Annotated in this window: 9 protein-coding genes; 2 read left to right on the top strand and 7 right to left on the bottom strand. The window is 62.1% G+C overall.

The genetic code is table 11. The annotated features are described in order from the left end of the window. Positions 1-41 precede the first annotated feature (41 nt). Both ispG and BR24_RS09030 read left to right on the top strand, forming a co-directional pair. Entirely contained in the window at positions 42-1,115 is a 1,074-nt protein-coding gene (gene ispG, locus BR24_RS09035) for a flavodoxin-dependent (E)-4-hydroxy-3-methylbut-2-enyl-diphosphate synthase (RefSeq protein ID WP_496541168.1), read from the top strand. Then, positions 1,116-2,855 (top strand): proline--tRNA ligase, encoded by a 1,740-nt coding sequence (locus tag BR24_RS09030; RefSeq protein WP_496541167.1) that lies wholly within the window; start codon positions 1,116-1,118, stop codon positions 2,853-2,855. 394 nt (positions 2,856-3,249) lie between these two features. On the opposite strand, the gene gatA is transcribed toward BR24_RS09030, so the two are convergent. The 7 genes from gatA to BR24_RS08995 form a co-directional block, all read right to left on the bottom strand. After that, on the bottom strand, positions 3,250-4,722 hold the full coding sequence (gene gatA, locus BR24_RS09025; RefSeq protein ID WP_496541166.1) for an Asp-tRNA(Asn)/Glu-tRNA(Gln) amidotransferase subunit GatA: 1,473 nt from the start codon (positions 4,720-4,722) through the stop codon (positions 3,250-3,252). Between the two features lie 19 nt (positions 4,723-4,741). Next, positions 4,742-5,026: an Asp-tRNA(Asn)/Glu-tRNA(Gln) amidotransferase subunit GatC gene (gatC, locus tag BR24_RS09020; protein ID WP_496541165.1), complete on the bottom strand. Its 285-nt coding sequence runs from the start codon at positions 5,024-5,026 to the stop codon at positions 4,742-4,744. Between the two features lie 32 nt (positions 5,027-5,058). After that, complete coding sequence (locus BR24_RS09015; RefSeq protein ID WP_496541164.1) at positions 5,059-6,963, bottom strand: tetratricopeptide repeat protein; 1,905 nt, start codon at positions 6,961-6,963, stop codon at positions 5,059-5,061. Positions 6,964-7,186: 223 nt separating this feature from the next. Then, positions 7,187-9,115 (bottom strand): molecular chaperone DnaK, encoded by a 1,929-nt coding sequence (gene dnaK / locus BR24_RS09010; protein ID WP_496541163.1) that lies wholly within the window; start codon positions 9,113-9,115, stop codon positions 7,187-7,189. Between the two features lie 114 nt (positions 9,116-9,229). After that, positions 9,230-9,838, bottom strand: a complete 609-nt coding sequence (gene grpE, locus BR24_RS09005; protein ID WP_496541162.1) for a nucleotide exchange factor GrpE — start codon at positions 9,836-9,838, stop codon at positions 9,230-9,232. Between the two features lie 179 nt (positions 9,839-10,017). Further along, entirely contained in the window at positions 10,018-11,199 is a 1,182-nt protein-coding gene (locus BR24_RS09000) for a mechanosensitive ion channel family protein (protein WP_496541161.1), read from the bottom strand. A gap of 193 nt (positions 11,200-11,392) precedes the next feature. Beyond that, the gene (locus BR24_RS08995) at positions 11,393-12,676 is read right to left on the bottom strand and encodes a uracil-xanthine permease family protein (protein ID WP_496541160.1); all 1,284 of its coding nucleotides are present in this window, start codon (positions 12,674-12,676) and stop codon (positions 11,393-11,395) included. Positions 12,677-12,682 lie beyond the last annotated feature (6 nt).

Genomic DNA, 12,682 nt, shown 5'->3' with positions numbered 1-12,682 from the left:
TCTTGGCTTGCGGGACGTTTTGGGGTATTGTCCCCGTCCTTATGAAACGCAACAGGACGAGAGCCATAGATATCGGCGGCGTGGGCATCGGCGGGGACAACCCCGTTCGCGTCCAGAGCATGACCAACACCGACACGCGGGACGCGATCGCCACCGTGAGCCAGATCATCGCGCTGGCCGACGCCGGATGCGAGATCGTCCGGCTAGCCGTGCCTGACGACAAGGCCGCGGCGGTGCTTGCGCAGATCAAGTCGCAGTCCCCCGTACCGCTGGTCGCGGACATCCACTTCGACCACCGCCTCGCCCTTGCTGCGCTGGATGCAGGGATAGACGCGCTTCGCATCAATCCCGGAAACATCGGCAGCGCCGACAAGGTGGACGCCGTGGTGGACGCCGCCAAGGATCGCGGCGCGCCGATTCGCATCGGCGTCAACAGCGGCTCCGTGGACAAGAAACTGCTCGCCAAGCACGGCGGCCCCACGCCCGGAGCCATGGTCGAGAGTGCGTTGGAACACGTGGCCCTGCTTGAAAAACGCGGCTTTCACGACACAAAGATTTCCCTGAAGTCCTCGTCCGTGCTCAACACCATCGCCGCCTACTCCCTGCTGGCCGAAAAGACCGACTATCCCCTGCACATCGGCATCACCGAGGCAGGAACCCTCGTACGAGGCGCAGTCAAATCCTCGGTGGGACTGGGCATACTGCTCTGGCAGGGACTCGGCGACACCCTGCGCGTCAGCCTGACCCACGATCCCGTGGCCGAGGTGGGCGTGGCATGGGAGATCCTGCGCTCCCTCGAACTCCGCAGACGCGGCCCCGAGATCATCTCCTGCCCGACGTGCGGCCGGACGAACATCGACCTCATCGGGCTGGCCGAAAAGGTGGAGGACGCCCTGAAAACCGTCGAGGAAGATTTCACCGTCGCCGTCATGGGTTGCGTGGTCAACGGGCCGGGCGAAGCGCGCGAAGCCGACATCGGCATCGCAGGCGGACGCGGCCTCGGCATCATCTTCCGCAAGGGCGAGGTGGTGCGCAAGGTCAGGGGCGACGAGAATCTGCTGCCCGAATTCATGAAAGAAATCGAATCATTCCTGGAAGAAAGGAGAAAAGGCTAAATGAAGCTTTCCAACTATTATATCCCGACCCTCAAGGAAGCCCCCTCGGAAGCCGAGGTGGTCTCCCACAAGCTGCTCATCCGCGCCGGAATGATCCGCAAGCTCACCAGCGGCATCTACAACTACCTGCCGTTGGGCCTTCGCGCCCTGAACAAGGTCGCCGCCATCGTCCGCGAGGAAATGGACAACGCCGGAGCCATGGAAGTGCTCCTGCCCATGGTCCAGCCCGCCGATCTCTGGCAGGAGACCGGCCGCTGGGACTATTACGGCAAGGAACTGCTGCGCTTCAACGACCGTCACGGCCGGGACTACTGCCTCGGCCCCACCCACGAGGAAGTCATCACCGACCTTGTGCGCGGCGAAATCCGCTCCTACAAACAGCTGCCGATCAACCTGTATCAGGTGCAGACCAAATTCCGCGACGAAATCCGTCCGCGCTTCGGCCTCATGCGCGGACGCGAATTCATGATGAAGGACGCCTACTCCTTCGACAAGGACGAGGAAGGCGCCGAGGCCTCCTACTGGAACATGTTCGAGGCCTACAAGAAGGCATTTGCGCGCATCGGCCTGCGCTTCAAGCCGGTACAGGCAGACTCCGGCGCCATCGGCGGCGACTTCTCCCACGAATTCATGGTGCTGGCCGAGACCGGCGAAGACACCATCGCGTCCTGCAAGTCCTGCGACTTCGCCGCCAACCTCGAAAAGGCCAAGGTCAAGGCCCCCGAAGGCACCTGCCGTTGCGACGAGGATATCCCCGCCCTCGAAAAGGTCGCCACTCCCGGCAAGCACACCGTGGCCGAAGTCTGTGAATTCCTCGGCACCGACGCTTCCAAAGTGGTCAAGACGCTGCTGCTCGTGGTGGACGAAAAGCCTGTGGCCGCCCTCGTACGCGGCGACCGCGAACTCAACGACGTCAAACTGCGCAACGCAACCGGCGGCAACGACGTGGACTTCGCCGACGAAAAGCTCGTGCGCGAACTCACCGGCGCCCCCGTCGGCTTCGCAGGCCCGCACTCGCTGCCCGAAGAGGTTCCCGTCTACGCAGACCTTGAACTCTGTCAGGACACCGACTGGATCGCCGGCGGCAACGACGCCGACACCCACGTCAAGCACCTGTCCCTCGGCCGCGACTGCAACGTCACCGAATTCGTCGACCTGCGCATGATCGAAGAAACCGATCCCTGCCCCGAATGCGGACAGGCCATCGAGTTCACCAAAGGCATCGAAGTCGGACATGTCTTCAAGCTCGGCCTCAAATATTCCGAAAAGATGGACGCCAAGTTCCTCGACGAGAACGGCAAGGAAAAGCACCTCGTCATGGGCTGCTACGGCATCGGCGTTTCCAGGATCGTCGCCTCCGCCATCGAGCAGAACCACGACGAAAGCGGCTGCGTCTTCCCCCCGACCATCGCGCCCTTCGAAGCCGCGATCATCTCCCTCGGCGGCAAGGACGAAGCCGTCAACGCCAAAGCAGAAGAACTCTATGCCGAGCTCAAGTCCCTCGGCGTGGACGCCGCCCTCGACGACCGCAAGGACCGCCCCGGCGTCAAGTTCGCCGACGCAGACCTCATCGGCTACCCCATCCAGTTGACGCTCGGCGGAAAAGGACTCAAGAACGGCGTGGTCGAATGCAAGAACCGCAAAACCGGCGAGAAAGGCGAACTGCCCCTCGAAAACTTCGCCGAAGCCTTCCGGAACTGGCGCAAACAGGTCTGGGCGGACTGGAATCTCGAACTGTAATTAGATGCGCTGATGCGCATTGCCTCCGGCGGGCAGGGCGCTGCCCTGCACCCGCCAGGGGGATAATCCCCCTGGACCCTTGGCGGTCCTCCATATTCAGGCCCCCGGCCGGATGCGCTGACGCGACATCCGGCCGGGGGCCTGAATATGGAGGACGGAGACATGCCGAATGAACAACTCCCACACTCCCACCCCGTTTTTGCGCTTGTCGGGAGTGCGGGCGTCGCGAAGCGCGGCCGTACTCCCGACAAGCGCAAAAACAAGCCAGGGTTTCCAAAGGGGGCCCGCCCCTTTGGTCCCGCCGAAGGCGCCCTCGGAGAGCCGCCGGAGGCCCTTCCGCAAGAAAAGGGCGTCCCATCAGGAACGCCCTTTGAACATGTATCGTCTTCCCTGCCTAAAGTGCCGGTTTGGGCATCGGCGGAAGTGCTTTTTCCAGAGCACTGGCTGCGGAGAGCATGCGGTCTTCGCTGAAGGACGGGCCGAGCAGCTGGAGGCCGATGGGCATATTGGTGTCGGCGCCGAGTCCGACGGGCATGCTCATGCCGGGCAGTCCTGCGAGGTTGCAGGAGATGGTGAAGATGTCGATGAGGTACATCTGCAGCGGGTCTGCTTTTTCGCCGGATTTGAAGGCCGTGGTGGGGCATACGGGACCGGCGATGAGGTCGCAGGACTCGAAGGCCCTGTCGAAATTGCGACGGATGAGTCGGCGCACCTTGGCGGCTTTTCCGTAGTAGGCGTCGTAGTAGCCTGCGGAGAGTACGTAGGAGCCGATGATGATGCGGCGCTGCACTTCATCCCCGAAGCCCTGGGTGCGGCTCTTGGTATAGAGGTCGATGAGCTCTTCGGCGTTTTCTGCGCGTTTTCCGTAGCGGATGCCGTCGAAGCGCGAGAGGTTGGAGGAGGCTTCGGCCATGGCGATGATGTAATAGGTCGCGATGGCGTAGTCGGTCAGGCCGAGCTGTACGGGGACGGTCTTGGCTCCGAGCTCTTCCATCTTGGCCACGGCGTTGCGGCAGGCCTGTTCGACTTCGGGCGAGAGGCCGCCTTCCTTGTCCGGATCGGGCCAGTACTGTTCGGGCAGGCCGATGGTCAGGCCGGAGAGATCCTTGCGGTCGAGTCCGGCAAGGTAATCGGGCACGTCGCAGTCCACGCTGGTGGAGTCCTTGGGGTCGTGTCCGGCGATGACCTGCAGGACGCGGGCGCAGTCCTCGACGCTGCGGGCCATGGGGCCGATCTGGTCGAGGGAGGAGCCGAAGGCGACCATGCCGTAGCGGGAGACGCGACCGTAGGTCGGCTTGAGGCCGGTCACGCCGCAGAAGCTGGCGGGCAGACGGATGGAGCCGCCTGTATCGGTGCCGAGGGCCGCGGCGCACTGTCCGGCCGCCACGGTGGCGCCGGAACCGCCGGAAGATCCGCCGGGGACGCGGTCGAGGTCCCAGGGGTTGGCGGTCTTGAAATATGCAGAGTTCTCGGTGGAAGAGCCCATGGCGAATTCGTCCATGTTCGCCTTGGCGATGCAGATGGCTCCCGCCGCGTCGAGCTTTTCCACCACGGTTGCGTCGTAGAAGGGCACGAAGTTTTCGAGGAATTTCGAGGCGCAGGTGGTGGTGACGCCCTTGGTGGTGAGCAGGTCCTTGAGGACCATGGGCACGCCCCAGAGCGGCTTTGCCGGATCCGGTCCTTGGCTGTCGAGTTCGCGAGCCTTGGCGAGGGCCTCTTCGCCCTGTACGGAGATGAGCGCCTTGACCGTGGGTTCGGTGGCTTCGATGCGGTCGAGGCAGGCCTGGACGGCCTGTTCAGCGGTGATTTCTCCCGCCTGAAGCATGGCGGCGGTTTCGCTCAGCGTTTTGTAATGAAGTTCGGACATGGTTGTGCTGATTCCTGTGCTAGACGATGCGGGGGACGATGAAGAACTTGCCGTCGGTCTCGGGGGCGTTGGAGAGCACTTCTTCGCGGGTGTGTTCCTTGCGAACCTTGTCTTCGCGCGTGACGCTCACCTGCTCCACCGGGGAGAACATGGGGTCCACGCCTTCGGTATCCAGCTCGCCGAGCTTGTCCATGTGTTCGAGGATGTCGCCGAGCTGGCCGGTGAATTCCTCTATTTTTTCCGGGCCGAGTTCCAGCCGCGCCAGAGAGGCGACCTTTGCGACTTCTTCCGGGCTAATCTTCATATCTTGAGGTCTCCTTGCGATTGCAACGGGGGCTACTGTTCGCCCTCTGCCTTTTCTTTCATGCGTTCCTTGTAGACTTCCGCGCGGTGCAGACGGCGTTCGGTGGCGCGCTTCACGCCCGCCTTGAGTTTCTGCGGGTCGGCAAGGTTCTTGCCGTGGGAGCGCGGACTGAAGAGATACAGTTCCTGCGAGGCCACGCCCTCCTGATTCCAGCTGATGGGGGCCATGCTGAAATCCATGGCCGCAGCCGAGGCGAGGCGTTCATTCACCTCGTCGGAATCGAAGCCTGCCGGGAGCACGCCCATGCGGGCGGCGAAGCGGGTGAAATCGTATCCGAGAGCCACCCAGTAATCGGCGCGACCGAGACCTTCGCGGCGCAATGCGTCCTGAAGGTTTCTGGCTCCGGAGCTGCCCTTCCACCACGCGCCGGGACATACGGCGAGGCGGTAGTAGTGCTCGTCGATGTTCTTGGCGCGGTCGAGTGCCCGGCTCCAGAGGCTGGGGCCGAGGTAGATGAGCTGCTCGCCTTCATAGAAGAAGAAGTTCGGGAGCAGGTTCTGGGCCTGACGCCAGCCGTCGGGCACGAACACGGCCCCGAAGTCAGGCAGCGGAAGCGGCGCTTCCTTGTTCTCGCTGAAGTCGTCCGGGACGTCGAGCAATTCGGCAATGCTGTTGTTCCAGCTCGGCAGATCCTTCGGGTCATAGGATTCCATGCCGCGAATATGGACGCCGAGCGGAGTGGCTTCTTCGTAGAATATCTTGGCCATGGCCCGACCGAATTCCTCACGGGGATAGAATACGGCAAAATCCTTGATGCCAAGTTCGCCCGCCGCCATCTGGACGAGGCTTTTCACCTCGTCCTCACGGCTGGCAAAGAAGCGCCACGCGTCGTCGCCCTCTTCCGCTTCGCCAAGGCCGGGCATGAAGCCGAACACGGCTCGCGCGTCGATGACGCGGCGGCCGGGCAGACCTTCCTCAAGGCGCTTGAATTCGGAGCCCCTGAGGGGGCCGCCCACCACGGAGTAACTTTCCGGCAGCTGTTCAAGCCGCTTGACCCAGTCGGGATTGGCGGTGTTCAGCACGCGAACGTCAACATCGTCGCCAGTGTTGGCAAGCTGCCACTGGGCTACGCCCACGCCGCGGACGATGGCGGCTCCCACCTGCCCGTAAGCACCGGTAAGCGGAACGGCTATGACCAGCCCGACGCGCGGGATGCCGAAATCCTTTTCATAGGAGGCGAGCAGTTCGCCGAGGGAGGTCCGGTCCACCAGCTCAGGGGAGTTCGCCACGGCGCGCATGGTGCGCCACGCATGGGGCCAGAGGTTCTGGTCGCCGGCCATGCGACGGGCACGCTCGAATGCCACCAGTGCGTAGGGAAAGCGCAGCTGATCGGCGGGCGTGGCGACCTTGGCGAGGTCGTCGAGCCGATCCTCGTCCCAATTCTTGGTGGCGTTGCGCAGGGTAAGCTCAAAGGCCGCCCGGTCGGCATCGGATTGCGCCTGCTTATAAAAGCCGGCCAGAACTTCCATTGCGCGCTGGTCGTCGCCTTTGTCCGCGAAATATCCTGAATACCAGACGGCGATATCCTGCCGCACAGGCCAAGGAAGGGCCTTCTGCTCAAGGGTCCACTTCAGGTGGTTCTTGAGCCGTTCGGTGTTGCCGGTTTCCTTGAGGGTGCCGAGATAGGCCAGCTCCCAGCCGCTATCCGAGAGCGCGCCGAGGTCGAGGTTGGCGGCTTTCTCCAGAGCCTCCCGAGCCTGCCGGTAGTGCCCGTTGTGATAGGCTGCCTGCCCGAGGCGGCTGAGGGCTTCGGCCCGAACGGCCTGTGAAAGATCGGAACGCTCAAGCGCCTTGGAGTAATAGAGCTCCGCGGCGGGGTAATCATCCTGACTCCAGACCTTGTCGGCCTCGGCCAGCAGCGTGGGCGTGGACATCATGCCAACGCTCCTGACATCCGGCCTCGGGGACGTTGCGGTCGAGCACCCCACTGCGGTGAGCATCAGGACGAGGATTCCGGAGACTGCGAGTCTAGAAAAACATGTAGCACGTAGACGTATCATGACGGACTTCCCGTTTGATTCTTGCAAAGAAAAAACCCGGCCCGCTGATGCGGGCCGGGTAATGTCATACTGTGCTTGAAGCCGTAAGGCAAGAGGTGCCCTACTTCACTTCGGTGTAGTCGGCGTCAACCACGTCGTCGTCATCGTTGGAGGAAGACGCTTCGGCATCGGCACCGGCCGCACCGGCGGCAGCTCCGGCCGCTCCAGCGTCACCGGCCTGCTGTTCGTTCTGGTGAGCGTACAGCTGCTCGGCGAGCTTGTGGGAAGAGGCGGACAGGTCTTCGGTGGCGGACTTGATGGCTTCCACATCGTCGCCTTCCACGGCCTTCTTCAGGGCCTCGACCTTGGTTTCGATGTCGGCCTTGAGCTCGGCGTCAACCTTGTCGCCGAGGTCGCGCAGGGACTTCTCGGTGGTGTAGATCAGCGTATCCGCCTGGTTGCGGGTCTCGATCAGCTCCTGCTTCTTCTTGTCGTCTTCGGCGTGGGACTCGGCATCCTTGACCATACGATCGATCTCGTCCTCGCTCAGTCCGGAGGAGGCAGTGATCTGGATGGACTGTTCCTTGCCGGTGCCCATGTCCTTGGCGGACACGTTCACGATGCCGTTGGCGTCGATGTCGAAGGCGACCTCGATCTGGGGCACGCCGCGCGGCGCCGGGGGCAGTCCGGTCAGCTCGAAGTTGCCCAGCAGCATGTTGTCCTGCGTCATGGGGCGCTCGCCCTGGAAGACGCGGATGGACACGGACGGCTGGTTATCGGCCGCGGTGGTGAACACCTGCGACTTCTTGGCCGGGATGGTGGTGTTGCGCTCGATGAGCTTGGTCATCACGCCACCCATGGTTTCGATGCCGAGAGACAGCGGGGTGACGTCGAGCAGGAGCACGTCCTTGACGTCGCCCGCGAAGATGCCGCCCTGAATGGCTGCGCCCATGGCGACGACTTCGTCCGGGTTCACGGAGCGGTTGGGCTCCTTGCCGAAGAACTCCTTCACCTTTTCCTGCACGAGAGGCATACGCGTCATGCCGCCGACGAGGATGACTTCGTCGATTTCGGAAGATTTGAGTTCGGCGTCTTCAAGAGCCTTCTTGCACGGTGCCACGGTGCGATCCACGAGGTCGGAGACCAGCGCTTCGAGCTTGCCGCGACCGATCTTGATCATCATGTGCTTCGGACCGTTCTGGTCGGCGGTGATGAACGGCAGGTTGACCTCGGTCTCCATGGAGGAACTCAGTTCCTTCTTGGCCTTCTCGGCGGCTTCCTTGAGACGCTGCAGGGCCATGCGGTCCTGAGAAAGGTCGATGCCGTTTTCCTTCTTGAACTCTTCGACGAGGTACTCGATGACGCGCTGGTCGAAGTCCTCGCCGCCGAGGAAGGTGTCGCCGTTGGTGGAGCGCACTTCCACGACGTTGTCGCCGACTTCGAGGATGGAAACGTCGAAGGTACCGCCGCCGAGGTCGAAGACCGCGATCTTTTCGTTGGCCTTCTTGTCGAAGCCGTAGGCCAGAGACGCTGCGGTGGGCTCGTTGATGATGCGCTTGACTTCGAGTCCGGCGATCTTGCCCGCGTCCTTGGTGGCCTGACGCTGCGAGTCGTTGAAATATGCAGGAACGGTAATAACCGCTTCGGTCACTTCTTCACCGAGGTAGGACTCGGCGTCCTTCTTGAGCTTCTGAAGGATCATGGCGGAGACTTCCGGCGGAGAGTACTTCTTGCCGCCGACTTCCACCCAGGCGTCGTTGTTGTTGCCCGGTACAATGGCGTAGGGGCAGTGGTCCTTCCACTTGGCAACCTCACCGGCTTCCATGTCGCGGCCCATCAGGCGCTTGATGGCGTAGACGGTCTTTTCGGGGTTGGTAACGGCCTGTCGCTTGGCGATTTCGCCCACCAGACGTTCCTTGTCGGTGAAGGCCACGATGGACGGGGTGGTCCGTCCGCCTTCGGGGTTGCTGATGCATTTCGGGTCCTTGCCTTCCATGACGTAGACGCAGGAGTTGGTGGTACCCAAGTCGATTCCGATGATCTTACCCATCGCGTGTCCTCCTCAAAAATCTATTTTTAATTTCGCTAAGTGTCTTGTACGAGACGTTGACGTACATCTAAGCACGCCGAAGAGCTTGTAAAGTCCCCGGTGCTTATTTTTTGCCTACAGCTTGTTGACCATCACCTTGACGGGGCGCAGCAGGCGACCCTTGAGGCGATACCCGGCCTGCACCACCTGAACCACGCCGCCGTCGGGCAGTTCGGGGTTTTCGGCCATGCCGACGGCTTCCATGAATTCGGGGTCGAACTCCTGTCCCGGCGCGGCTTCGAGACGCTCGACGCCGTGGTTCTTCAGGGCGTCCAGAAAACTCTTGCGCGTCATGTCCACGCCCATGACGAAGTTCTTGCAGGCGTCGTCCAGCCCGTCGGTGTGGGCCAGCGCCAGATCGAGATTGTCCAGCACGGGGAGCATGTCGCCCAGCACGGAATCCGCGGCGTAGCGCTTCATGTCCTCGGCTTCGCGCTGCAGACGCTTCTTGACGTTTTCGGTGTCGGCCAGAGCGCGAAGACGCTCGCCCTCTGCCTCCTTCATCACGTCGCAGCACGAGCAGACGTGCTCGCGACACAGCTGCTTGAGCTCTTCCTCGGAAAGGGAAAGCTCCTGAGCCTCGCCCTGTTCCTCGGTCGCTTCCACATTTTTCACGGCCTCTTCCGCCTCTTCGGCTTCGTGACCGTTCACGGGGATGTCGTGTCCGTTATCCTTTTTCGCCATATCAGTGAGTTCCTCAATGTGATTTCAATACCCGCCGCTTCGGACGGCATCAGAAGGACAACTAAGCACCGCAGAAAACTTGTCAACGGTTACCCGTCAGAAAGCATTCAGTTTTTGCCCGCGCGTCCGCCATCCCCTTCTCCAACCACGTCGACAGGCGCACCGGCAACATCTTGCAATCAGGCCGACTCTTCACCGGCAGGCTGCACGAACCGCTCCGGCTGCCCGTCCGGGACGCTCTCGAGATAGACCGAGGTGCTCGGGAAAGCGAACGAGGTTCCCGCTTCCTCAACCATCTTCTTGACGTGACAGGCCAGCTCTTCCTTGATCCGAAGCCATTCGCCCCAGTTGGTGGTGCGGGTGAAGCAGTAAACGAGGATATCTATGGAAGAATCGGAGAATTCGTTGATGCGCACGAACGTGGACGCATCGGACGGACTGGCGAAATCCTCGCTGCCGAGGATGTAGTCCTCGATGCCCTTTCGCACCTGCCGAAGCTGGTCCACGGTGGTGTCGTAAGTGACGCCGATGACCCAGTAGATGCGGCGGTACTTCATCTTGGAAAAGTTGATCATGGGCTTTTCGGAAAAATACGTATTGGGCACGTGCACCGGACAGAGGTCGAACCGCCGGACCATGGTGGAACGAAATCCCATCTGCTCCACTGTCCCCTCGACCACGCCTTCCACCTTGACCCAGTCGCCGATGTTGTAGCGGCGCTCGGTGACGACGGTCATGCCGGCGATGAGATTCTTGAACAGATCCTGCGCACCGAGCCCCACGGCCACGGAGAACAGACCGAGACCGGCGATGACCGGCCCCACGGCGATGCCCCACATCTGCATGATGGCCGCCCCGGCCACGATCCAGATGGAAACGCGCAGCCCCTTGGTTCCCCACTCGGAAACCAGTTCGGAAACCTGCGTCCCCTTTCGACGGGTCAGCAGCCTCGGAAACTGCGAGGACATGCCGGAGAGCGAGGAAAACACGAATACGACCAGCAGCGTCCGCGTCAGCTTGTCCAGAAAAAACATGGCCCTGTCGCTGAAGTCGACGATCTGCACCGCGATGAAAAAACCGAGAATGACCGGCAGCAGCGACATGGGACCGCTGAGTCCGCGGTTGACGGTTTCCGGGTTGGCCTTGAACAGGCGCGCCAGAATATTCTGAACCCTGCCGAGCAGCAGCCTTGAGAGCGGGCCGCGAAACAGCACCGCGAATAGGAATATGCCCAGCGCCATCAGCGAATCCTGCGCCGAGAGCCCTTCGAATCCGTTGTGCCAGACGTCTATGAGCCAGCGAGTGAAGTCGCCGACCACCTCCATATTTTCTCCGGTTGCGTTTGCAGAACCCTGGGGCATGACTCCTCCGTAAAGGTATCTTGTATACTTTTCGTTTCACTCGCCATTACGAGCGATTATATTCCGTTTCGGGGACACGGCCCCCGAATCTCTCTCCAATGGCCTCCATATCAGAGGCTTTTGGACAAACCAATAAAAATACCGCCGGAGAGCACGCTCCGGCGGTATGCAAGTTGATGGAAGCGGACTGGACCTATTCGGTCTTGCACTCCTGCTTTTCGGCCGGAAGCGGTTCGCTGCAGTCCCTACAGGGCAGTACAAGGTTGAGGATCACGCCGACCACACCGGCGAGGCCGATGCCGCCCAGACGGAATTCCCCGCCGAACGGCAGGGACATGCCGCCCACGCCAAAGATGACGATGACCGCCACGATGGCGAGGTTGCGCGGCTCGAGCAGGTCGTGTCCGGCCTTGACCAGCGTGTTCATGCCCACGACCATGATGGCGCCGAACAGCAGCACCATGATGCCGCCCATGACGGGCACCGGGATGGTGGACAGGAACGCGCCGAGTTTGGACACGAATGCCAGCAGGATGGCTGCGATGGAGGCCCAGGTCATTATGCCGGGGTTGAACACCTTGGTCAGGGCCACCGCGCCGGAGACCTCGGAGTATGTGGTGTTCGGGGGGCCGCCCAGTACGGAAGCAATGGAGGTGGCCACACCGTCGCCGAGCATGGTGCGGTGCACTCCGGGGTCCTTCACGTAGTCGCGTCCGGTGACGCACCCGATGGCGAGCACGTCGCCGAAGTGCTCGATGGCGGGCGCGATGGCAACGGGCACGATGAACATGATGGCCTTCCAGCTGAACTCGGGCATCACGAAGTCGGGAACCGCCAACCACGCGGCTTCGGAGATGGGGGAGAAATCGACGACGCCGAGGAAGAGGGAGGCCAGATAACCGACGGTGATGCCGCAGAGGATGGGTACGAGCTTGAACCAGCCTCGCCCGAGAAGGGAGACGAGGATGGTGGTGCACAGCGCACTGAGGGAGATGATGAGGGCCTTCCACTCGACCACGAGCACGGCGGAGCCGTCACCGGTCTTGCCAAGCGCCATGGACACGGCCACCGGGGCCAGCACGAGGCCGATGACCATGATCACCGGGCCGGTGACCACGGGCGGCAGCACGCGGCGCAGCGCTTCAACGCCGAAGATGCGGATGAGAAAACTCAGGATGATGTAGAACACGCCCGCCGCGGCGAGGCCGGACAGGGTCGCGGGGATGCCCCAGGTCTCCACGCCGTAGATGATGGGCGCGATGAACGCGAAGGACGAGGCCAGAAACACCGGGATGCGGCCTCTGGTAATAATCTGGAAGGCCAGAGTTCCCAGCCCGGCCGTGAACAGGGCCACGTTGGGATTCAGGCCGGTGAGCAGCGGCACGAGAACCAGCGCGCCGAAGGCAACAAAGAGCATCTGCGCCCCCAGGAGCGCGTCTTTGAGCCTGAATTTGTACTGCGTGGAATGAACACTCATTGTTGG

It is taken from the genome of Pseudodesulfovibrio halophilus DSM 5663 (assembly GCF_059568665.1).
Note: the sequence above shows the minus strand (reverse complement) of the source record. Positions and strands in the feature narration are given on the sequence as shown.